19 protein-coding genes are annotated in these 22,947 nt (G+C 68.4%); 9 read left to right on the top strand and 10 right to left on the bottom strand.

The window, feature by feature from the left end; genetic code table 11:
• Positions 1–84: 84 nt before the first annotated feature.
• Positions 85–960, bottom strand: coding sequence for a plasmid replication/partition related protein (locus RSA25_RS12915; RefSeq protein ID WP_332809269.1), 876 nt, complete (start codon positions 958–960; stop codon positions 85–87).
• Between the two features lie 98 nt (positions 961–1,058).
• Complete coding sequence (locus RSA25_RS12910) at positions 1,059–2,411, bottom strand: aspartate aminotransferase family protein (protein ID WP_332809268.1); 1,353 nt, start codon at positions 2,409–2,411, stop codon at positions 1,059–1,061.
• Between the two features lie 110 nt (positions 2,412–2,521).
• Here RSA25_RS12910 and RSA25_RS12905 point away from each other — a divergent pair, with 110 nt between their 5' ends.
• The gene (locus RSA25_RS12905) at positions 2,522–4,024 is read left to right on the top strand and encodes an aldehyde dehydrogenase (RefSeq protein WP_332809267.1); all 1,503 of its coding nucleotides are present in this window, start codon (positions 2,522–2,524) and stop codon (positions 4,022–4,024) included.
• A gap of 6 nt (positions 4,025–4,030) precedes the next feature.
• Here RSA25_RS12905 and RSA25_RS12900 read toward each other — a convergent pair whose 3' ends face one another.
• Positions 4,031–4,651: a hypothetical protein gene (locus tag RSA25_RS12900; protein WP_332809266.1), complete on the bottom strand. Its 621-nt coding sequence runs from the start codon at positions 4,649–4,651 to the stop codon at positions 4,031–4,033.
• A 186-nt stretch (positions 4,652–4,837) separates the two neighbouring features.
• Here RSA25_RS12900 and RSA25_RS12895 point away from each other — a divergent pair, with 186 nt between their 5' ends.
• Positions 4,838–6,130, top strand: a complete 1,293-nt coding sequence (locus RSA25_RS12895; protein ID WP_332809265.1) for an MFS transporter — start codon at positions 4,838–4,840, stop codon at positions 6,128–6,130.
• Here the strand turns inward: RSA25_RS12895 and RSA25_RS12890 are convergent.
• The 4 genes from RSA25_RS12890 to RSA25_RS12875 all read right to left on the bottom strand — a co-directional run bounded on the left by RSA25_RS12890 (position 6,111) and on the right by RSA25_RS12875 (position 11,303).
• Entirely contained in the window at positions 6,111–6,572 is a 462-nt protein-coding gene (locus tag RSA25_RS12890) for a bacteriohemerythrin (RefSeq protein WP_332809264.1), read from the bottom strand. The two genes, RSA25_RS12895 and RSA25_RS12890, sit on opposite strands and share 20 nt — an antisense overlap.
• Positions 6,573–6,641: 69 nt before the next feature.
• Positions 6,642–7,982 carry a diguanylate cyclase gene (locus tag RSA25_RS12885; protein ID WP_332809263.1) on the bottom strand — a complete coding sequence of 447 codons (1,341 nt, stop codon included), beginning with the start codon at positions 7,980–7,982 and terminating at the stop codon, positions 6,642–6,644.
• A gap of 81 nt (positions 7,983–8,063) precedes the next feature.
• On the bottom strand, positions 8,064–9,641 hold the full coding sequence (locus RSA25_RS12880) for an MASE1 domain-containing protein (protein ID WP_332809262.1): 1,578 nt from the start codon (positions 9,639–9,641) through the stop codon (positions 8,064–8,066).
• Positions 9,642–10,016: 375 nt separating this feature from the next.
• Positions 10,017–11,303 carry an FAD-binding oxidoreductase gene (locus tag RSA25_RS12875; RefSeq protein ID WP_332809261.1) on the bottom strand — a complete coding sequence of 429 codons (1,287 nt, stop codon included), beginning with the start codon at positions 11,301–11,303 and terminating at the stop codon, positions 10,017–10,019.
• A 177-nt stretch (positions 11,304–11,480) separates the two neighbouring features.
• Between RSA25_RS12875 and RSA25_RS12870 the strand changes: the two genes are divergently transcribed.
• From RSA25_RS12870 to RSA25_RS12840, 7 genes are all read left to right on the top strand, one after another.
• Positions 11,481–12,239: a gamma-glutamyl-gamma-aminobutyrate hydrolase family protein gene (locus tag RSA25_RS12870; RefSeq protein WP_332809260.1), complete on the top strand. Its 759-nt coding sequence runs from the start codon at positions 11,481–11,483 to the stop codon at positions 12,237–12,239.
• Positions 12,236–13,672 (top strand): glutamine synthetase family protein, encoded by a 1,437-nt coding sequence (locus RSA25_RS12865; protein ID WP_332809259.1) that lies wholly within the window; start codon positions 12,236–12,238, stop codon positions 13,670–13,672. The genes RSA25_RS12870 and RSA25_RS12865 overlap by 4 nt, the downstream gene beginning before the upstream one ends.
• Positions 13,673–13,806: 134 nt before the next feature.
• A complete protein-coding gene (locus RSA25_RS12860) occupies positions 13,807–14,913 on the top strand; it encodes a polyamine ABC transporter substrate-binding protein (protein WP_332809258.1) in 1,107 nt (368 codons plus the stop codon).
• A gap of 177 nt (positions 14,914–15,090) precedes the next feature.
• Positions 15,091–16,224, top strand: a complete 1,134-nt coding sequence (gene potA / locus RSA25_RS12855; protein ID WP_332809257.1) for a polyamine ABC transporter ATP-binding protein — start codon at positions 15,091–15,093, stop codon at positions 16,222–16,224.
• A complete protein-coding gene (locus RSA25_RS12850; protein ID WP_332809256.1) occupies positions 16,221–17,132 on the top strand; it encodes an ABC transporter permease subunit in 912 nt (303 codons plus the stop codon). The genes potA and RSA25_RS12850 overlap by 4 nt, the downstream gene beginning before the upstream one ends.
• Positions 17,129–17,974, top strand: coding sequence for an ABC transporter permease subunit (locus RSA25_RS12845; protein WP_332809255.1), 846 nt, complete (start codon positions 17,129–17,131; stop codon positions 17,972–17,974). Before RSA25_RS12850 ends, RSA25_RS12845 begins: the two co-directional genes overlap by 4 nt.
• A 134-nt stretch (positions 17,975–18,108) precedes the next feature.
• A complete protein-coding gene (locus RSA25_RS12840; RefSeq protein WP_332809254.1) occupies positions 18,109–19,473 on the top strand; it encodes an NAD-dependent succinate-semialdehyde dehydrogenase in 1,365 nt (454 codons plus the stop codon).
• Positions 19,474–19,610: 137 nt separating this feature from the next.
• Here the strand turns inward: RSA25_RS12840 and RSA25_RS12835 are convergent, their stop codons facing one another.
• Genes RSA25_RS12835 through RSA25_RS12825 form a run of 3 tightly spaced genes read right to left on the bottom strand, consistent with a single transcriptional unit; the run spans position 19,611 to position 22,789 of the window.
• Positions 19,611–20,612, bottom strand: a complete 1,002-nt coding sequence (locus tag RSA25_RS12835; RefSeq protein WP_332809253.1) for a magnesium and cobalt transport protein CorA — start codon at positions 20,610–20,612, stop codon at positions 19,611–19,613.
• A 15-nt stretch (positions 20,613–20,627) separates the two neighbouring features.
• Positions 20,628–21,899: a DUF4105 domain-containing protein gene (locus RSA25_RS12830; protein ID WP_332809252.1), complete on the bottom strand. Its 1,272-nt coding sequence runs from the start codon at positions 21,897–21,899 to the stop codon at positions 20,628–20,630.
• An 8-nt stretch (positions 21,900–21,907) separates the two neighbouring features.
• Positions 21,908–22,789, bottom strand: a complete 882-nt coding sequence (locus RSA25_RS12825; protein ID WP_332809251.1) for a transporter associated domain-containing protein — start codon at positions 22,787–22,789, stop codon at positions 21,908–21,910.
• Positions 22,790–22,947: the final 158 nt, after the last annotated feature.

Here is a 22,947-nt window from a genome sequence, read left to right as displayed (position 1 = left end):
CGGCAACCTCGCACGCCCTACCGAAGGTTCATGGCGTTGCCGGCCAGCGGCCGGCACTACCGGTGGCCAGCGGCCGGCATTGCCTCAGCCGTCGGCCAACTGCCTGCGCAGCGCGGCCAGTTGCTGGCGCAGGGTGTCGTTTTCCAGCGTCAGCGCGATCACCCGCTGGCGCAGTTCGGCCGGGCCCTCGCCCAGGGCGTTCAGCGCATCGGCGATCTCGGCCTCGCGGCTGGGATCGACCTCCAGCGTCTCATCGGCGCTGTGCAGGGCCGCCTGCACCGGCTTGCGCGGCTTCTTCTTCGCCTCGCGCACGCGCTTGGCCGCCTGCTTCAGCTCGTCCTTGCCCGCCACCGCGGCCGCGCGCTGTTCGTCTTCGGGCAGGTCGGCCACCGCGGCGGCGGCGCTGATCGAGATCACCCCGGTCTTGACCGCTTCCACCAGCTCCGGCGCGGCCTGCTTGTGGATGCGTTCGATCATCGTCACCTGGCTGCTGCTCAGGCGGGCTTCGCGCGCCATCTCGGCACGGCTCACCTTGGGCGCGGGCGCCCACGGCGGGCTGTCCTCGTCACCGGCGGGGAGGGCCTCGGCGATCTCGCCGTCGCTTTCCTTCTGCAGCTGGGCCTGTTCGGCGCGATGGCGCTCGGCCAGGATGTCGCGCTTGCGCAGGGCCAGCACGCCGCGCTGGAAATCGGACACGCTGCGCCGGCCCAGGTGCTGCTCGATCATCCACAGGTGCACATCGTCCATCGACTGGAAGCGCGTGTTCTGCACGGTCTGGAACGGCACCCCATGCTTCTGGCAGATGCCGAAACGGTTGTGCCCATCCACCAGCACCTCGCCCCACAGCACCAGCGCATCGCGGCAGCCTTCGGCCAGGATGCTGCGCTCCAGCGCGTCGTGCTCGTCGGTGGTCAGGGGATCGATGTAGGCCTTGAGTTCTTCTTTGACGACAATGTCCATGCAATCCGGTACGCGAGCCAACGTGACCGACCATTGTAGAGGGGCTGCGAAGTCGCGTCCCGATCGCCGGGTTCAGGCAGGGCGACCGGCATGCACGCTCAGGCCGTGGCGTTGATCATGTCGCCCAGGATCTCCACGATGCGGTCGATCTGCGCCTTGTCGATGATCAATGGCGGCGACAGCGCGATCACGTCACCGGTGCAGCGCACCAGCAGGCTGCCATCGCGGAAGCAGCGCTCGAATACCTCGTACCCGCGCGCGCCGGGGGCGTCCTTGCGCGGGGCCAGCTCCACCGCCCCGACCAGCCCGAAATTGCGGATGTCGATCACGTGCGGCAGCCCGCGCAGGCTGTGCAGCGCCGATTGCCAGTACTCGCCCAGCTCGGTGGCGCGCTCGAACAGGTGGTCCTCGGCATAGGTGTCCAGCGTGGCCAGCGCGGCGGCGCAGGCCAGCGGATGGGCCGAATAGGTATAGCCATGGAACAGCTCGATCGCCCCGGGCGGCCCCTGCATGTAGGCCGCGTGCACTGCATCGGACACCAGCGTGGCGCCCATCGGCACCGCGCCGTTGGTGAGCCCCTTGGCCAGGGTCATCAGGTCCGGGGTGACCCCGAAGCGCTGGGCGGCAAACGCATGGCCGACCCGGCCGAAGCCGGTGATGACCTCGTCGAAGACCAGCAGGATGCCGTGCTGGTCGCAGATTTCGCGCAACCGCTGCAGGTAGCCCGGCGCGGGCAGGATCACCCCGGCCGAGCCGGCGATGGGTTCCACGAACACCGCGGCGATGGTGGAGGCATCGTGCAGGGCGATCAGCCGCTCCAGGTCCTCGGCCAGCTCGGCGCCGTGGCGCGGCAGGCCGGGGCTGAACGCATTGCGCTCCAGGTCCAGGGTGTGGCGCAGGAAATCGCTGCCGGCCAGCAGCGGCCCGAACTGCTTGCGGTTGTTGGGCAGCCCGCCGATCGACAGCCCGCCAAAGCCGACCCCGTGGTAGGCCTTCTCGCGGCCGATGAAGCGGGTGCGCTGGGCCTGGCCGCGCAGGCGGTGGTAGCCCAGCACGATCTTCATCGCCGTATCCACCGCCTCCGAGCCGGAGTTGCTGAAGAACACGTGGTTGAGCGGGCCGGGCGCGAGCGCGGCCAGGCGCTCGGCCAGCACGAACGGCAGCGGCGTGCCCATCTGGAAGGGCGGGGCGAAATCCAGCATGGCCGCCTGCGCCTGGATGGCCTGCACGATGCGTGGGCGGGCATGGCCGGCGTTGCAGCACCACAGCCCGGCCGCGCCGTCGAGGATCGGGCGGTCGTCCACGTCGTGGTAGTACATGCCCTCGGCGCGCACCAGCAGGCGCGGCGCGGCCTTGTACTGGCGGTTGGCGCTGAACGGCATCCAGAACGCGTCCATCGACGCGGGGCGTTGCTGGGACAGGCTCGACAACGGGCTTTCGGCACGGCGCATCGGCAACTCCGCAGGCAGACCGGATGGTCACGACTTTATCGCAGATGCATCACGGCGCGGCGCGGGGGCGCTGCGTATAAAGAAGGCCGACCCCCGTCCAGGAGACCCCCATGACCGTTGTCCGGACCCGCGAAGCCTGGCAGGCCCAGGCCGATGCGCTGGCTATCCAGGGCCAGGCCTTCATCGATGGCCGCTACGTCGATGCGGCGCACGGCGCGCGCTTTGCCTGCATCAGCCCGATCGATGGCCGCGTGCTGGCCCAGGTGGCCGACTGCACGGCCGCCGACGTGGAACGCGCGGTGGCCGCTGCCCGCCGTGCCTTCGACGCCGGCCACTGGTCGCGCGCCGCGCCGGTGCAGCGCAAGCAGGTGCTGCTGCGCCTGGCCGACCTGGTGGAGCAGCACGCCGATGAACTGGCCCTGCTGGAAAGCCTGGACATGGGCAAGCCGGTGCGCGATGCCCGCCAGGGTGACCTGCCCGGGGCGGTGCGCTGCCTGCGCTGGACCGCCGAGGCGATCGACAAGGTGTACGGCGAGATCGCCCCGACTGCGCTGGACACCTTGGGGCTGGTCAGCCGCGAGCCGGTCGGCGTGGTGGCGGCGATCGTGCCGTGGAACTTCCCGCTGCTGATGGCGTGCTGGAAGATCGCCCCGGCGCTGGCGGCGGGCAATTCGCTGATCCTCAAGCCGTCCGAGCGCTCGCCGCTGAGTGCCATCCGCCTGGCCGCGCTGGTGGCCGAGGCCGGCATTCCCGACGGCGTGTTCAACGTGTTGCCCGGTGACGGCCAGCGGGCCGGCGAGCCACTGGCGCTGCACATGGACGTGGACGCGCTGGCCTTCACCGGCTCCACCGCCGTGGGCCGCCGCCTCATGCAGTGCGCCGGTCTGTCCAACCTCAAGCGCACCTGGCTGGAGTGCGGCGGCAAGAGCCCCAACCTGGTGTTTGCCGACGCGCCGGACCTGGACAAGGCCGCGCAGGCTGCGGCGACCGGCATCTTCTACAACCAGGGCGAGGTCTGCACGGCCGCCTCGCGGTTGCTGGTGCAGCGCCCCATCCAGGAAGAATTCGTGACCCGGGTGCTGGCCCATGCGCGGCGCATGCAGCCCGGCCATCCCTTCGACCCCGACGCACCGATGGGCGCGCTGGTCGATGCGGCCCATGCCGAGCACGTGCTGGCCCACATCAATCGCGGCCAGGCCGATGGCGCGCGGCTGCTGCTGGGCGGCAAGCAGGTGGAGGTGGTGGCCGGCGGCAGCTACGTGCAGCCGACCGTGTTCGATGAGGTCGATGCCGGCCATGCCATCGCCCGCGAAGAGATCTTCGGCCCGGTACTGGCGGTGCTGGGCTTCGACCACGAAGCGGACGCGCTGCGCCTGGCCAACGATTCCAGCTACGGCCTGGCGGCGGGCCTGTGGACGCGCGACCTCGGCCGCGCCCACCGGGTGGCGCGCCAGCTGCGTGCCGGCAGCGTCTGGGTCAACCAGTGGGATGGCGGGGACATGACCGCTCCGTTCGGCGGCTACAAGCAGTCCGGGATCGGCCGCGACAAGTCGCTGCATGCCTTCGACAAGTACACCGAGCTCAAGGCCACCTGGATCCACCTGGGCGAGTGAGCGCGATCAACACGCCTGGCGCTGGCTGACCAGCGCCGCGCGCAGCAGGTCGCGGTCGCGCTCGTCCACCGCGTTCTGGAAATAATCCACCTGCGCGGTGTTCAGCCGGCAGGGATCGACCACGTAGCCCGGCGGCCACAGCTGCAGCGCCTGGGCGACACCCTGCACCAACTGCGCGGGGGTCAGCCCGCGCTTCATCCGGAAGCGGCGTGGCGCCGGTGCGAACGCGGCATGCACCTCGCGCCGGCCGATCACCGGTGCCACGAAGGTGGCCCCGTCCACGCCATCCTGACCGGGCCCCGCGCCGGGCACGCGCAGGTCCAGCGCCGCTGCCGGCGGTCCCGGAACGGGCGGCGGCGCGTCGTCGGTGAGGCGCAGCGCTGCGGGCGGCGGGGGCCGCGGCACCGCAGGGCGCGCGGCGGGCAGGCGCGCCGGCACGGCGGCCGATAGGGGCGCCGCCGCCGGTTCGGCACGCGGCAGCCATCGCACCACCAGCCGCTGGCGTTCGGTGTCGCTGTCGGCGACCGGGGCAGGGGCCAGCAGCACCTGCAGCAGCAGCCCGTGCACCGCGATCACCACGGCCACCGCACACGGCCGGCTCCAGCGCGGGGCCGGCGGAGACTTCATCGATGACGGCATTCCCTGTCCATCCTGACGTGATCGACCTGCTCTGACCGCCATCCGCCCCGGGAGTTCCGCCGCCGTGCGCCGGCTGCGGCCGCGGTCACAGCCTGACGGTCACGTCTGCAACCATCGCCCGCGCCGGGCAGGGGCCGTGGCAGAATCCGGCAGCTGCCTTTATTTCCGCGCCCGATGTCGACCCCTGCCGTAGCCGCCACCAACTCGCCCCGCCGCATCCTGCTGGCCAGCCTGATCGGCACCACCATCGAGTTCTTCGACTTCTACATCTACGCCACCGCCGCGGTGCTGGTGTTCCCGCACCTGTTCTTCCCCGAGAGCAGCGACGGCGCGGCGATGCTGCAGTCGCTGGCGACGTTCGCGGTGGCCTTCATCGCCCGGCCGATCGGCTCGGCGGTGTTCGGCCACTACGGCGACCGGATCGGGCGCAAGGCCACGCTGGTGGCGGCCCTGCTCACCATGGGCGTATCCACGGTGATGATCGGCCTGCTGCCCACCCACGCCAGCATCGGCATCCTGGCACCGGCCCTGCTGGCCCTGTGCCGGTTTGGCCAGGGCCTGGGCCTGGGCGGGGAATGGGGTGGGGCGGTGCTGCTGGCCACCGAGAACGCACCGCCGGGCAAGCGCGCCTGGTATGGCATGTTCCCGCAGCTGGGCGCGCCGCTGGGCTTCCTGCTGTCGGCCGGCATCTTCCTGCTGCTGGGCCGGGCCATGAGCGATGCGGACTTCCTGCAGTGGGGCTGGCGCGTGCCGTTCCTGGCCAGCTCGCTGCTGGTGGCGCTGGGCCTGTGGGTGCGCCTGAACATCCACGAGACCCCGGCCTTCCAGGCCGCGCTGGACCGCAACGAGCGGGTCAGGCTGCCGATGCTGACGGTGGTCAGCGAGCATGCGATCACCCTGCTGCTGGGCACGCTCGGCGCGTTCGCCACCTTCGTGCTGTTCTACCTGATGACCGTGTTCACCCTCGGCTATGGCACCACGGTGCTGCACTACAGCCGCGAGCAGTTCCTGCTCATGCAGATGGTGGGCATCCTGTTCTTCGCGCTCGGCATCCCGCTCTCGGCACGCTATGGCGACCGCTGGGGCACGCGGCGCACGATGATCGTGGCCAGCGGCCTGATCCTGGCGTTCGGGGTGGTGTTCGCCCCGCTGTTCCAGCCGGGCAGCCCGTGGATGGTGCTGGCCTTCCTGTCGCTGGGCCTGTTCCTGATGGGGCTCACCTACGGCCCGTGCGGCACGTTCCTGGCCGAGATCTATCCGGTCCAGGTGCGCTATACCGGCGCCTCGCTGTCCTTCAACCTGGCCGGCATCCTTGGGGCCGCGCCCGCGCCCTACGTGGCCACCTGGCTGGCCGAACGCTTCGGCCTGCTGGCGGTGGGCTACTACCTGTGCCTGACCGCGCTGGTCACCATCCTGGCGCTGCTGGCCATGGGCCGGCGCGCGGCGGTCAGCCGAAGAAGCGCTTGAGCGTGCGCCCCAGCCAGCCGCCCTGCTGGTGCTCGCGGGCGAACTGGTTCAAATGCAGCTTCACCTGCGGCGCATAGGCCTTGTCGTCGCCGCGGATGTGGTTGAACAGCCAGCGCGAGAGCATGGTGCGCAGCTCGTCGCTGATGTCCTCGCCGGCCTGGAAGCGCAGGCGGTACTCGGCCACGCGCTTGATGAAGATCTCATGCACGCGCTTGTGCGCCGCGCAGAACGGATAGCCGGCTTCCTCCATCAGTTCCTCTTCGAAGGCGAAGTGGGACATGGTGTAGTCCACCAGTTCGTCGATCACTTCGGCCACCGCCAGCCGCTGCAGGCTCGACTGCGCCACGTGCAGGTGGTTGAGCATCTCCACGATCCGCATGTGCTGGTGGTCGATGACGTCGATGCCGATGTTCAGGTCGTCCTGCCAGACCAGAAGTGCCATGGTGCGTTCCCTGTGATGTTCAACGGGAACGACTCTAGGTTGATCGCGACAGCGCCGCGTTGATCTCGATCAAGGCACCAACGCAGGTTCCAGCACGGCGCTGGCCACGCTGGTGCAGCTCACCTGGTTGCGGCCGGCGGCCTTGGCCAGGTACAGCTGGCGGTCGGCCTCGGAGATCAGCCGGTGCAGCGAATCACGCTGGGGGCGCAGGCAGCACAGCCCGATGCTCACGGTCATCCGCAGGGTCACCTCGCCCAGTTTCACCTCCAGCGCGGCGATGCGCTGGCGCAGCAGTTCGAAGTAGCCGCGCGCCTCGTCCTCCTCCAGCCCGGGCACCAGCAGGCAGAACTCCTCGCCGCCGAACCGCGCGATCAGGTCATGGTCGCGCGCATGCCCGGCCACGGCGGCGGCCACCGCGCGCAGCGCGTCATCGCCCGCCTCGTGGCCGTAGGTATCGTTGATGTGCTTGAAGTGGTCGATGTCGATCATCGCCACCGCCACCTGCTCGCCGCTCAGCTGCAGCTGCGGCAACTGGCGCTGGCTCTGCTCCAGGAAGCAGCGCCGGTTCGGCAGGCCGGTGAGGAAATCACGCGTGGCCAGGTCCTGCAGCGTGCCGATCAGCTCCAGCTGGTCCACGTTCTGCGAGACCCGGCAGAAAAACTCCTCGCGCGAGAACGGCTTGCGCAGGAAGTCGTTGGCGCCGTTCTTCAGGAAGCGCGGGATCAGCGAGGGGTCGGTATTGCCGGAGATCCCGATCACCGCCACCTTGTCGCGCGAGCGCAGCGTGCGCAGGCGGCGGGTGAACTCCACGCCCTCCATGCCGGGCATCTCCTGGTCCACCACGGCCAGGCGGATAGCCGGGTGCGCCTCGATGGCCTTCAGGCCGGCCGCGCCGTCGGGCGCTTCATAAACGGTGTGGCCATACATGCGCAGCAGCGAGGCCGCGTACATCCGCGCGGACATCGAGTCGTCCACCACCAGCGCGGCGATGCGCCGGTTGCGCTCCAGCCGCTGCACCAGCCACACCAGGTAATCCACGCTGCCGGGGGTGTTCTTCAGCACGTAGTCGATGATCTGCTGCTGCAGCACGCGCTTGCGCAGGTCCTCGTCATAGACCCCGCTCACCACCACCGTGGGCAGCCCACGCGAGACGAAGAACTCCACCACCTTGTCGCGGTCGCCATCGGCCAGCACCAGCCCGGTCAGCACCAGGAACCACCCCTGTTCCTGGTCGAGCAGGCGCCCGGCCTCGGCCAGGCTGGTGGCCACCGACACCGGCAGCTCCAGCCGCTGTTCGATCGCCTCACCCAGCATGCTGGTGAACGTGCGCGAGTTTTCCACCAGCAGGATCCGCTGGGGCAGGGCGTCACCGGGGTCGCCGTCGAAGGCGCCCTGAAACAAAGCCGGCATGTGGCGTTCGCTCGAATTCGAGTGGGTCGGCAGATATAGCGGCGGTTGCAGGAGCAACTTTAGGCGCGCGGTGCAGATGGATCATGCGGGGCCGGCCCCAGTGCCGGCAGCTCGCCGGTTGGCGGCAGCGGGCGAGGTTTCCGAAAGGGCAATTCGTATGCGGTGACGCCTGCAGTCAAGGCTTCCCCCGTAGGCGGTCAGCCGTCCTGCCAGGCGCTCGCATGCCACATCCGCCGTGGTCGGGGAGACGCATCTGCTGGGTTCAAGGAACGCCACGGTCAGAACGATCCCACGTTGTCGCCCGAATCGGCCACATCGTGCCTGCACGCACAGTTGGCCGTCCTCATTCTGCAGGAACAACGTGACCGTTTCGGTGAGCGCTCGATAGGCGGCCAGCTGCAGGCCGAGGCTGAGCTGGCACGGGTCACCGATCAGGCGCGGGCGAGCCATGCGGTTGGTGGCTTCCCATACCTGGCGTATGCCACCGGTCTGCAAAGCAAGGTAGAGCCCGACCTGCTCCAGCGACGTGGGGTAGATCATGCTGGCCTGCTCGCGGAACTGCCGTGAGTGGGCGGCTGATGCATGGAGTAAGTGGGTGGCCGTCGCGTGGTGGCCATGGAATTTCAGCCAACTCACGACCTCGCCAAACGAGACCTCCATCCCGTCGCCGATTTTCCGGAGATCGTGCGCACGTTCGCGATGTTCTCGTTCGCTGGAAATATGGGAAGCCCTTGCATGCTCCATCGCGGACCGATCCTGGTCGGCATGCGCTTTGTACCGACGATGGTGGTAGCTGATGCTGGAGCCGAGTGCGAACAGCGCGATACTTACCACCGCCACGCTTTGTTGCGTGGCAAACGTGCCTGGATCGAAGAACGTTGGAAGCCCTGTCGAGGGCGTCGTCAGGTGCACGATAATGTTCAGGACCGGAACGCCGATCGCTGCACCGCGCCAGCCGTGCATGCAGGTGAGTGCGGTGGCTGGCAATGCCAGCAGCAACAGAAGGCCGGCCCTGGTCGCTTCAGTTTCTGCCGGGGCCAATATGGACGACACCCCGAGCAGCGCCATAAGCACCAGTGCGGTGATGCTGGAGGCAAGCTGGCGGGTAGTCCACTGGAGCTCGGTATGCCGTGTTTTCCACAGGAGTGCAATGGCGGCTATGGTCAGGATGCCCAGGAAGTCGCCGAGGGCCATGCGTCCGACGCTGGTGTGAAACGCTATCTCCGGGGTGGTCGGCCACAGGAGGTGCGACCACATGACATTGCAGATGCTGGTCACCGTCGCTGCCGCGGCGGCCACACACAGCAGCCCGACCCCCACGGCGGCTTCCACCAGCCGGCGCTGTAGCCAGAATATCGCCATGACGGTCGGCATCAGGAAGATCGAGCCGAGGATTACCCACGGCAGACCGTAGACGTTGACCATGGGGTAGCGCATCTGTGCGAAGTAGCCGTATTCGCCCAGGACAAGATAGGGCCAGAGTCGCGGCGGGCACAGGATCAATGCCGCAACCCGGACCCCAGCGGGAAGATAGAACTGGTCCAGGGAGAACTTCCGGGTTCCCCAGCAGGCGAGGGCATACAGTACTGAAATTGCAATTCCGTCGGGACGGATGTGCAGGCTCAGTCGAAGCCCATCTTTCCACCATGCCCTACGCACGCGTCCGCTCCATTCCCTCTCTGATCAGTTTTTCTGGATACAGAGAATCCTGCGCAGGGAAGGTATCTTCCCGTACATGGTTGTGCAATCGAGCAGCCGAATTATAGGATTCGTTGCATTATTCATTGCGGCACTGGAGTGCCTGTTCGGGTGCAAGGGAGGAGTACACGGAGACATACTCATCCATGCAAGCGATGTCCGATGGGTCGAGGTTTTTCCAGTAGAAGGAGATGAAAATGTCGAACCTGCGTAAAGGCTCCAACCCACCACCGCCCGCAAGGCGATCGGTGTTCGATAACGCCAATCCACCGACCCGCAGTGGCAGGCCGGTGCCGCCGCACAATCCACCGCCGCCGCCCCGGAAGGGCTAAGGCTTCACCACAACACATCCCGCAACTTGTACCAGGACATCGCCGCCACCAGCAGCGGCGTGCGCAGCAGCCGGCCGCCCGGGAAGGGGCGATGCGCAATCCGCTCGAAGACGTCCAGCCGTTGCGACTGCCCGGCAATGGCCTCGGCGATCACCGCGCCGGCCAACCCGGTGGCGGCCACGCCATGGCCGGAGAAGCCCTGCGCGAAGTACACGTTCGGGGTGAGCCGGCCCCAGTGCGGGGCGCGGTTGCGGGTGATGTCCACGTAGCCGCCCCAGGCCTGTTCCATCGCCACGTCCTTCAACTGCGGAAACACCGCGTGCATCCGCCGCGTCATCACCCCGCGCAGGCCGGGCGGGGGCAGGGCGGAGTAGCTGGCGCGCCCGCCAAACAGCAGCCGGTGGTCGGCGCTCAGGCGGAAGTAATCCAGCGCCCAGCTCACATCGGCCACGGCCATGTCATTGCGGATCAACGCGCGTGCCCGTTCGGCACCCAGTGGCGGCGTGGCGCCGATGTAGGTGCCCACCGGCATGATCCGCGATTCCAGCTCCGGGGCGATGCCCTGCAGCCAGGCGTTGCCGGCGATCACCACGTGCTCCGCGCTCACCCGGCCGTGGGCCGTGCGCAGTTGCGGGCGCGGGCCGCGCGCCAGGGCCAGTACCGGCGACTGCTCGTGCACGGTCACCCCCAGGCCCTCGGCCGCGCGCGCCAGGCCCTGGGCATAGGCCAGCGGGTGCAGGTGGCCGCTGGCCGCGTCGAACATCGCCCCGCAATAGCGCGGGCTGGCCAGGTGCTGGCCCAGCTGCTGGCGGTCCCACCACTGCAGCGGGTAGTCGTAGCGCTGCGCCAGCTCCACCAGCCCGGCGCGCAGGCCGCGTTCCTGGCGGGCATTGATCGGCACGCTGGCGTGGCCGTCGCGCCAGTCGCAGTGGATGGCGTAGTGCGCCAGCCGATGTTTCAGCAGGGCCATGCCATCGCGCGAGAAATCGAACAGCACGCGCGCATCGGCGTGGCCGACCAGCCGCTCCAGCATGTCCACCTCGCAGCCGTAGCCGACGATGGCCTGGCCACCGTTGCGCCCGGAGGCGCCCCAGCCCACGCGCCGGGCTTCCAGCACCACCACGCGGTAGCCGCGTTCGGCCAGTGACAGCGCGGCCGACAGGCCGGTGTAGCCGGCGCCCAGCACGCACACATCGGCGTGGCAGTCACCGGCCAGCGCCGGGCGCAGCGGCTGCGCGGGCACGCTGTCGGCGTACCAGCTGGCCACGTGGTCCGGGTCGGCGCGGCTCATGGCGCGGGGTGGGACGGGGGAGGGCGAACAACCTTCATGGCGACAGCATGCCAGCAACCGGGCGCAGGACGACAGCCGACAGTCTGGGCCAGCGCCGGCAGCGGTGCCGTGAGGGGCGCGGTTGCGCCCGTCGCCCGCGCGGGGATACCGTGGCCGCAGGTCATCCGAGCATGGCGCATGGTCGCGCTTCCCTGGGTGGGGCTGCCCACCGACAGCAGGCTGCTGGGCCACCATCGCTTCGCGGTGGCGGGCGAAAAGTACGTGCGCGCGCTGGCCGAGGTCGCCGGTCTCACCCCGGTGCTGTTGCCCAGCCTGCAGCCGCCGCTGCCGCCGTCGGCGTGGCTGGACCGGCTGGACGGCCTGCTGCTGACCGGTGCGGTGAGCAACATCGAGCCGCACCATTACGGTGGCGATGCAAGCTGGCCCGGCAACCCGCACGACCCCGCGCGCGATGCCAATGCCTTCGCGCTGCTGCACCAGGCGCTGGCGCGTGACATGCCGGTGCTGGCCATCTGCCGCGGCTTCCAGGAATTGAACGTGGCCCTGGGCGGCACGCTGCACGCGCGGGTGCACGCGGTGCCTGGCTTCTTTGACCACCGGGAAGACCCCGAGGCCCCGGTGGAGCAGCAATACGGGCCGGCGCATGCGGTGCAGCTGGAGGCCGGGGGCTGGCTGGCCGATTGGGCCGGCGCCCGGGCGATCCAGGTCAACTCCGTGCACGGGCAGGGCATCGATCGCCTCGCCGCCGGCTTGCAGGTGGAAGCCCGCGCCGGGGATGGGCTGGTGGAAGCGGCGCGCAGCCACGCGCATGCCTTCGTGCTCGGGGTACAGTGGCATCCGGAATGGCGCGCGGCCGAGATCGCGTTCCATCACCGCATTTTCCAAGCCTTCGGCGATGCTTGTCGCCGCTACTCCCGCAAAGCAGACCGGTCATGACCACCCGAACGCGTTCGCGCAAAGCTGCCTCCCCGTCGCGCAAAGCGGCCACGCCCTCGCGCCGTGCCGCGTCGCCGCCCGTGCCCGAGGAGAGCGCGCTGCTGCGCTGGCTCAAGGAGCGGCGCATCACCGAGGTGGAGTGCCTGGTGCCGGACATCACCGGCAATGCGCGTGGCAAGATCATCCCGGCCGACAAGTTCTCGCACGACTACGGCACGCGGTTGCCCGAGGGCATTTTCGCCACCACCGTCACCGGTGACTTTCCGGACGACTATTACGAGCTGACCTCACCGTCGGACTCGGACATGATCCTGCGGCCGGACCCGGACACCGTGCGCATGGTGCCCTGGGCCACCGATCCCACCGCGCAGGTGATCCACGACTGCTACACCAAGCACGGCGAGCCGCACGAGCTGGCCCCGCGCAACGTGCTGCGGCGGGTGCTGGACGCCTATGCCGAGCTGGGCCTGCGCCCGGTGGTGGCACCGGAGCTGGAGTTCTTCCTGGTCCAGAAGAACACCGACCCGGACTTCCCGCTGCTGCCGCCAGCCGGCCGCTCCGGCCGCCCGGAGACCGCGCGCCAGTCCTACTCCATCGATGCGGTCAACGAGTTCGATCCGATCCTGGATTTGATGTACGACTACTGCGATGCGATGAAGCTGGACGTGGATACGCTGATCCACGAGTCCGGCGCGGCGCAGCTGGAGGTCAACTTCACCCATGCCAACGCGATGGACCTGGCCGACCAGGTGTTCCTGTTCAAGCGCACCATGCGCGAGTCGGCGATGCGCCACGGGGTGTATGCCACCTTCCTGGCCAAGCCGATGGAGAACGAGCCCGGCAGCGCGATGCACATCCACCAGAGCCTGCTGCGGATCAGCGACGGCCACAATGTGTTCAGTGGCGAGCATGGCGGGGAGGATTTCAGCCCGCTGTTCGGCCATTACCTGGCGGGCCTGCAGAAGTACGTGCCGATGGCGATGGCCTTCTTCGCGCCCAACGTCAATTCCTACCGCCGCCTGGTCTTCGGCGAGGTCTCCCCGAGCAACGTGCACTGGGGTTTCGACAACCGCACCTGCGGGCTGCGGGTGCCGCTGGACACCCCGGAGAACATGCGCGTGGAGAGCCGCTTTGCCGGCTCGGACGCCAATCCCTACCTTGCCATGGCCGCCACCCTGGCCGCCGGCCTGCTGGGTATCCGCGAGCAGGGCAGCCCCACCGCGCCGATCAGCGGCAGCGCCAAGGAGCTGGGCTACGACCTGCCGCGCTCGCTGGGCGAGGCGCTGGACGGGCTGGAAGGCTGCCCGGAACTGCGCGAGATGCTGGGCGAACGCTTCTGCCGGGCCTATGTCTCGGTCAAGCGCAAGGAGTATGAGACCTTCTTCCGCGTGATCAGCTCGTGGGAGCGCGAGTTCCTGCTGCTCAACGTCTGAGCGGCCCCGCCGCCAGATCCGGCATGGCCGTGAGGGCCATGTGCTGGGAAAATGCGGGGATGCCCGTTAGGCTGGCAGCCGTTGTGCCGGTCTGGCCGGTTCCCCCACCTCGCACCTGACCTGTGGAGAGTCCGATGAAGCTGCGAATCCTCACCCTCGGCATTGCCGTATCCGTGCTCAGCGCCTGTGGCGGCGCCAAGCAGGAAGACGACAGCAAGGTGCTGAACGTCTACAACTACAGCGATTACATCGCCGAAGACACCATCCCCGCCTTCGAGAAGGCCACCGGCATCAAGGTGACCTACGATGTGTTCGACAGCGATGAGATGGTCGAGACCAAGCTGCTGGCCGGCAACAGCGGCTACGACGTGGTCGTGCCGACGCTGAACTTCTTCGGCCGCCAGATCAAGGCGGGCGTGTTCCTGCCGCTGGACAAGGCCAGGATCCCCAACCTGGCCAACCTGGACCCGGAGGTGATGAAGCGCATCGCCCAGCAGGATCCGGGCAATGCCTACGGCGTGCCGTACATGATCGGCACCACCGGCATCGGCTACAACGTGGACATGCTCAAGCAGCGCTTTGGCGGCAGCACCGACATCGCCAACAGCTGGGACCTGGTGTTCAAGCCGGAAAACATCGCCAAGATGAAGGACTGCGGGATCACCATCCTCGACACCCCGTCGGACATGATCCCCATCGCCCTGCATTACCTGGGCGAAGACCCGCACACCCAGGATCCGGCCACGCTGGAAAAAGCGGCCGCGCTGCTCAAGAGCATCCGCCCGTACGTGCAGAACTTCCACTCCTCCCAGTACGTGGGGTCGCTCGCCAATGGCGGCACCTGCCTGGTGGTGGGCTGGTCGGGTGACATCATCCAGGCCCGCGACCGCGCCGCCGAGGCCAACAACGGGGTGACCGTGGCCTACTCGATTCCGCGCGAGGGCGCCCCGCAGTGGTTTGACATGCTGGCCATTCCCAAGGATGCCAAGCACCCGGAGGCCGCCTACGCCTTCATCAACCACCTGCTGGAGCCGAAGGTGGCGGCGGCCAACACCAACTTCATCCACTACGCCAACCCGGTGACCGCGGCCACGCCGCTGGTGGACGAGGCGATCCGCACCGACCCCACCATCTACCCGCCGGCCGACGTGGCCGCGAAGATGTTCACCTACTCGATCAACACCCCGGAGGTGGACAAGCTCTACACCCGGCTGTGGACCGAGGTGAAGACCGGGCGCTGAGCGCACCGGCCTGCCCCCGCACGACGCCGGCCCCGCGCCGGCGTCCTGCTTTCCGGGCGGGCAGGGCACGTGCCCGCCTGGGCCGCTCCGTTTCCCCGGCGGGGCAGCATGACGCGGCCACCACCGGTAAAATGCGATCCTCCCCCCGTCCTGCTGCCGCGCCTGGAGCCGCTCCCCATGCCATTTGATGCCAAGCCGGAAGGCGAGGTCGTGCCGGTCCTCGAGCCGGGCTATCTGTCCATCCGCGCGCTGCGCAAGGAATTCGACGGCTTCGTCGCCCTCGACGATGTCAGCCTGGACGTGCGCAAGGGCGAGATCTTCGCCCTGCTCGGCGGCTCGGGCAGCGGCAAGTCCACGCTGCTGCGCTGCCTGGGCGGGTTTGAAACGCCCACCAAGGGCAGCATCGAGCTGGATGGCCAGCGCATCAACGAGCTGCCGCCCTACCAGCGGCCGATCAACATGATGTTCCAGTCCTATGCGCTGTTCCCGCACATGACCGTGGAGCAGAACATCGCGTTCGGGCTGAAGCAGGACGGGCTGGCCAAGGAGGCCATCCGCGCCCGCGTGGGCGAGATGCTGGAGCTGGTGCAGCTGGGCCGGCTGGCCAAGCGCAAGCCGCACCAGTTGTCCGGTGGCCAGCAGCAGCGCGTGGCGCTGGCGCGGTCGCTGGCCAAGGGGCCCAAGCTGCTGCTGCTGGATGAGCCGATGGGCGCGCTGGACAAGAAGCTGCGCTCGCAGATGCAGCTGGAGCTGGTCAACATCATCGAGACCTCCGGGGTCACCTGCGTGATGGTCACCCACGACCAGGAAGAGGCCATGACCATGGCCACCCGCATCGCGGTGATGGACGCCGGCTGGATCCAGCAGGTGGGCAAGCCCGATGAAATCTACGAGCAGCCGGCCAACCGTTTCGTGGCCGAGTTCATCGGCTCGGTGAACCTGTTTGACGGGGTGATCGACGAGGACCTGCCCGAGTACGTCACCGTGCGCACGCCGCTGTTCCCCGCGCCGATCTACGTGGCCCACGGCATCACCGGCTACGAAGGCCAGCCGGTGGCCTTCGCGCTGCGCCCGGAGAAGGTGATGATCGGCAAGGACGAGCCGGCCGGGGACACCAACAAGGCGCAGGGGGTGATCGAGGAGATCGCCTATTTCGGCAGCCACTCGGTGTACCACGTGCGCCTGCCCAGCGGGGCCAAGGTGCTGTCCAACTTCGCCAATTCGCAGCGCTGGGCCAGCGATGGGCTGACCTGGGGCGATACGGTGTGGGTGTGCTGGCGCGACAACGACGGCGTGGTGCTCACCTCATGACCGCCACCGGCTGGAAGCGCTGGCTCCCTGGCACCCGCGGCGGGGTGATCGCCGCCCCGTACCTGTGGCTGCTGCTGTTCTTCGCGGTGCCGTTCGCGATCATCCTGATGATCTCCTTTGCGCGCACCCAGGTGGGGTCGCCGCCCTACACCTGGCTGCTGGAGTACGTGGACGGGGCGTTCTCGCTCAAGCTGAGCCTGGGCAACTACGCCGCGCTGGTGTCTGACAGCCAGTACGTGCTGGCCTACCTGAGCTCGATCAAGATCGCGCTGATCGCCACGGCGTTCACGCTGCTGATCGGCTACCCGATGGCCTATGTGATCTCGCGGATGTCCCCGGCCGCGCGCAACGTGGCGATGATGCTGGTGGTGCTGCCGTCGTGGACTTCGTTCCTGATCCGCGTGTATGCCTGGATCGGCATCCTGGACCGCAACGGGCTGCTCAACCAGCTGCTGCTGAAGATCGGCCTGATCGATGCGCCGCTGCAGATCCTGTACACGCCGACCGCGGCCTACATCGGCATCGTGTACTGCTACCTGCCGTTCATGGTGCTGCCGCTGTACGCCAACCTGGTCAAGCTGGACAACCGGCTGCTGGAGGCGGCCTACGACCTCGGCGCGCGGCCCTGGCAGGCGTTCCTGCGCATCACCCTGCCGTTGTCGCGCACGGGCATCATCGCCGGCTGCATGCTGGTGATGATCCCGGCGGTGGGCGAGTTCGTGATCCCGGAGATGCTGGGTGGCCCGGACACGCTGATGATCGGGCGCGTACTGTGGGGCGAGTTCTTCAACAACCGCGACTGGCCCACGGCCTCGGCGGTGGCGATCGTGATGCTGCTGTTGCTGCTGGTGCCGATCCTGCTGTTCAACCGGGTCCAGCAGCGCGAGCTGGAAGGGAAGCTGGCATGAGCATGGTGCGCGGCAGCCGCTGGATGGGGTGGTCGGTGCTGGGGCTGGGCTTCGGCTTCCTGTACCTGCCGATCCTGTTGTTGATGATCTACTCGTTCAACGAGTCCAAGCTGGCCACGGTGTGGTCGGGCTTTTCCACGCGCTGGTACGGGGAGCTGTTCCACAACCGGCAGATCCTGGAGGCATTGTGGATCAGCCTGAAAGTGGCCTTCTGGACGGCCTGTGCGTCCACGGTGCTGGGCACGATGGCGGCGATGGTGATGACGCGGTTCAAGCGCTTCCCGGGCAAGACGGTGTTCGGCGCGTTGATCACCGCCCCGCTGGTGATGCCGGAAGTGATCCTCGGGTTCTCGCTGATGACGCTGCTGGTGGCGATGGGCGGGATCCCGGGCTTCCCGGCGCGCGGGGTGACCAGCATCTGGATCGCGCACGTGACCTTTACGCTGTCCTTTGTGACGGTGGTGGTGTCCTCGCGGCTGCAGGAGCTGGACCGGTCGCTGGAAGAGGCGGCGATGGACCTGGGCGCGGGGCGGCTGAAGGTATTCATGCAGATCACGCTGCCGATCATCGCCCCGGCGCTGGTGGCGGGGTGGTTGCTGGCCTTTACGCTGTCGCTGGATGACGTGGTGATCGCCAGTTTCGTGGCCGGGCCCAATTCGACCACGCTGCCGATGAAGGTGTTCGCCTCGGTGCGGATGGGCATCAAGCCGGAGATCAACGCGTTGGCCACGCTGATGGTGCTGGCGGTGTCGCTGGCGGCGGTGGTGGGCTGGTTCATCACCGCGCGCGGCGAGAAGCGGCGCCAGCGCGACATGCAGATGGCGTTGCAGGACAAAGGGTAGGTCGGGTCTCCAACCCACCCACGCCCGCGTCCGCGACCCCGTGTCGCACCCGCAACCGGCTTGCCGACAGATCCGGCAACATCCGGCTCACAGGCCCCGGCGCACACTGGGGGCCTGTCTTTCGGAGCACTGCGATGACCGTCGAAATCGTCAACCCCGCCACCGGCCAGGTGACCTACCGCCACGAGCTGCTCGATGCGGCGCAGATCGAACAGCGCCTGGCCGCCGCCGCCGCCGCCTTCCCGGCCTGGGCCGGGCGCAGCCTGCAGGCGCGGGGCGGCATCCTGCGCGGCATCGCCGCCCAGTTGCGCGCGCGCCAGGACGATATCCAGCAGGCGATGACCAGTGAGATGGGCAAGCTCAAGGCAGAGGCCCTGGCCGAGGTGGAAAAGTGCGCGCAGGCCTGCGAGTTCTATGCCGACCATGCCGCCGACTACCTCAAGCCGCAGCTGATCGATACCGAGGCCCAGCGCAGCTACGTGCGCTATGAACCGATCGGCTGCGTGTTCGCGGTGATGCCGTGGAACTTCCCCATCTGGCAGGTGTTCCGCTTCCTTGCACCGGCCTTCATGGCCGGCAACGTGGCCCTGCTCAAGCATGCCAGCAACGTGCCCCAGTGCGCCGACCTCATCGGCGCGGTGTGCCGCGATGGCGGCCTGCCCGAGGGCGTGTTCGACGTGCTGCACATCGACAATGACCAGGCCGCCGAGGTGCTGCGCGACAAGCGGGTCAAGGCCGTGACGCTCACCGGCAGCGAGCGCGCGGGCCGCTCGATCGCCGCCAACGCCGGCGACCAGCTCAAGAAATGCGTCATGGAGCTCGGCGGCAGCGATGCCTTCGTGGTGCTCGAGGACGCCGACCTGGACAAGACCGTGGCCGCGGCGGTGAAGTCGCGCTTCGACAACAGTGGCCAGACCTGCATCGCCGCCAAGCGCTTCATCGTGGTGGATGCCATCGCCGATGCCTTCGTGGAGAAGTTCGTGGCCGCCGCCGCCCAGCGCGTCTACGGCGACCCGCAGGACGCGGCCACCACCCTGGCGCCGATGGCCCGTGCCGACCTGCGCGACGAGCTGCACAAGCAGGTGCAGGCCAGCATCGCCAAAGGCGCCACGCTGCTGCTCGGCGGCGAGCCCGTGGCCGGCACCCATGCCGGGTACCCGGCCACGATCCTGGACAACGTGGGCCCGGGCATGCCGGCCTACGAAGAGGAACTGTTCGGCCCGGCGGCCGCGATCCTGCGCGTGCGCGACGATGCCGACGCGCTGCGCGTGGCCAACGACACCACCTTCGGCCTCGGCGGCAGCGTGTGGAGCGGCGATGCCGTACGCGCGGAGAAGATTGCCCAGCAGCTGGAATGCGGGGCGGCGTTCGTCAACGCCATCGTCAAGAGCGATGCGCGGCTGCCGTTCGGCGGCAGCAAGCGCTCCGGCTTCGGCCGCGAGCTGGCCGACCACGGCATCCATGAGTTCATGAACATCAAGACGGTCTACGTGGCCTGAGCCAACGCACGGCCGTCACCGACCAGGTAGTGCCGGCCGCTGGCCGGCTCCAGGCAATCCCGGATGTACGCGATGCTGTCGGGCATCACGGGGAGCCGGCCAGCGGCCGGCACTACCCCCCCCCGATCAGATACCGATCAAAGCCACCGCACCCGCTTGAACAACCGGTACAACCCCACGCAGACCGCGCCCACGCCGACGATCATCGCCGGGTAGGACCACGGCTGGTCAAGCTCGGGCATGTGGGTGAAGTTCATGCCATACCAGCTGGTGATCAGCGTGGGCGCGGCCAGCAGCGCGGCCCAGGCACCGAGGCGCTTGACCGTCTCGCCCTGGGCGAGCGTCACCAGCGACAGGTTCACGTTCAACGCGGTGCCCAGCATCTCGCGCAGGGTGTCGATCACATCGCTGATCCGCACCGCGTGGTCATGCACGTCGCGCAGGTACAGCTTGACCTCATCGGGCACCAGGTCGCCCTGGTAGCGCTTGATCTGCGCCAGCATGTCCTGCAGCGGCGCCACGGCCATGCGCATCTTGTTGAGCTCGCGCTTGAGCTCGTACAGGCGCACCACGGTCTGGCGCTTGTAACTGTCCGAGAAGATGTCCTTCTCCAGCAGTTCCAGCGTGTCGCGGTAGCGCTGGGTGATGGGCAGGTAGTTGTCCACCACGAAATCCAGCACCGCATACAGGCAATACGACGGGCCCATGGTGCGCAGCAGCTCCGGCTCGCGCTCCACCCGGGCGCGCGGCGCGGCATAGGACAGCGAGGCGCCATGCCGCACCGTGACCAGGAAGCGCGGCCCGAGGAAGGCGTGGGTTTCCCCGTACGCGATGCGCTCGTCCACCATCTGCGCGGTGGTGACCACCACGAACAGCGAATTGCCGTAGGCCTCCACCTTGGGCCGCTGGTGGGCGTTGCGCGCATCTTCGATGGCCAGCGAGTGCAGGCAGAACTCTTCCTGCAGCTTCAGCAGCACGCTGTCGGCCGGCTCGTACAGGCCGACCCAGACAAAGCCGTTGCCGCTCTCGATCACATCGCTGATCGCGTCCAGGCTGATGTCGTGGCGCTTGCCCTGGTCATCGTAGTGAACGCAGTTGATGACGCACGGCGGGTTGGGGGTGGCGGTGGTGCTTTCCATGGGCGATATCGTGCGTCAGCGGTCCGTGACGGAGCGGTCACGACGGCCCAGCACCCAGGCCAGGGCCAGGTGCACCGGCAGCAGCAGCACGATCCATTGCAGGTTGACCTGCGCCTGCAGGCTCAGCCAGTGCAGTACCAGGCCCAGCGACGCCAGCAGCGCCACCGCCCACAGCAGCACGCCGAACCACGCGCGCGGGGTGCGCTCGCGCAGCAGGGTGATCGCGCCGGGCACCAGCAGCAGGCACAACGGCGACAGCACCAGCAGGTTGCGGTTGGCCCACGCGGCCTGGTGCGCGCTGAAGCCCCACAGATAGGTCAGCAGCGCGCCAGCGATGCCGCAGAACAGCCACAGCGGCAGGGCCAGGCCACCCAGCAGGCGGCGGCGCTGGCGCAGCGCGAACACGCCGGCCGCGGCCAGCAGGCCGCACAGCAGCCACGGCCACCACTGGCGCGCCGCTTCCTTGGGCTCGGCGGCGATGTGGTGGTCCAGCAGCACGGTCTCGGCCATCACCAGCGGCTGGCCCTGGCTGTTGCGGGCCTGGCGCAGCGCATCGGCCAGGCGCATCGGCACGAAGGCCTCCTGCCAGCGTGACAGCGGCTGGTCGGCGAACGGCCCCAGGCCGATGTCGAAGCCCAGCCACATCCACGGCGACGGCGAGGCCAGCCGCACCGATTCGCTGCGGTAGGTGTTGCCGCGCGAGCGCCCGGACAGCTGCGAGTGCAGGCCGCCACCGAGGGCGCGGTCGATGGTGTCGCGCACCATCGTGGCGCAGTTGGCGGTGTAGTAATCGTAGTGGTAGCGCGCGTTTTCCGGCTTGGCGCGTTCGGCCAACCCGGCCGCCAGTGCCCGTGCCTGCGCCGGGGCCAGGTCCAGCCACTGGATGCTGGCGCCACGGCCGGTGCGGCGGTAGTAGGCCAGGTCCTCGTCCAGCGGCAGCGCCACCAGGTAATACATCATCTCCCCGCGGACGAAGCGGCCGATGAAGTCGGACTCTTCCGGGTCGAAGTAGCCGAAGTTGTAGGAGGTGGCCACGCCGGTGACCGGGTCCACCACCACCAGCGCGTCATGGCCGAACCGCTCGAAGAACACCTCGCCCGGCTGCATGGTGAGCACGCCGATCTGCGGGGCGGGGGCCGCCTCGACCGGCGCGGCGGCCACGGCGGGCGGCGGCACGGGGGCGGCCGCCTGTTGGGCCAGCGCCGGCATCGCCAGGCTGGCCAGGACCACCATCCACGACAGGAACAACAGGCGGCACGACGGCCACCGATTCAGCAGGGGCCGCATGGCGTGGATCAATCCTCGTTGTCCGTGTCCGCCGGCAGCACGGTCACGTGGAAGGCCTGGACGCGGCGCGCATCGGCGCGCGCCACCCGGAACACGAAGCGGTCCAGGCTGAGTTCGTCGCCGGTCTCGGGCAGGTGGCCGATCGCCTCGGTGACCAGCCCGCCGATGGTGTCGTAGTCGTCGTCGGGGAAGGTGGCGCCGAAACGCTCGTTGAAATCCTCGATCGCCGTCAGCGCATCGACCACGTACTGGCCGTCGGCCTGGATGGCGATCTGGGCGGTGTGATCCTCGGCTTCGTCATGCTCGTCGTCGATCTCGCCGACGATCTGTTCCAGCACGTCCTCGATGGTGACCAGGCCGGCGACACCACCGTACTCATCCACCACGATCGCCATGTGGTTGCGCGACAGCCGGAACTCCTTGAGCAGCACGTTGAGCTTCTTGGCCTCGGGGATCAGCACCGCCGGGCGCAGCAGCTCGCGCACGTTGGCCGGCCCGTGGTCGGCGACGACGCCGCGCAGCAGGTCCTTGGCCAGCAGCACGCCGAGGATGTCGTCCTTGTTGTCGCCGTGCACCGGGAAGCGCGAATGGCCCGACTCGACCACCTGCTTCATCAGTTCCAGGAAGGGCGCTTCCACCGGCAACGAGACCATCTGCGAGCGCGAGATCATCACATCGCCCACGGTCAGCTCGGCGACCGAAATGGCGCCTTCCATCATGCGCAGGGTATCGGCGGCGATCAGCCCATCTTCCTGCGCGGTGTGCAGGACCGCCACCAGCTCGTCGCGGGTGTGGGGTTCGCCGGAAAAAGCGGACGTCAGGCGTTCAAGCCAGCCGCGCTTCTTTTCACTGTGCTCCACGAAGGAGCTACTACTGTCGTCTTCTGACATCTCTGGAAAAAAGGCACCCGGCAGGCCGGGCGATGGCGCCAGTCTAGCAGGATGTGGGGGCCTGTCAGTGACCGTCGCCAGCCGGGGCGGCGGCGGCCGGGCCTTCGTCCACGGCCGGCAGGTCCAGGCTGTAGGGGCAGCCGGCCAGGGTCTTGCCC

This window comes from Stenotrophomonas sp., from assembly GCF_036662295.1.
In the GTDB taxonomy this organism is placed as follows: domain Bacteria; phylum Pseudomonadota; class Gammaproteobacteria; order Xanthomonadales; family Xanthomonadaceae; genus Stenotrophomonas.
Note: the sequence above shows the minus strand (reverse complement) of the source record. Positions and strands in the feature narration are given on the sequence as shown.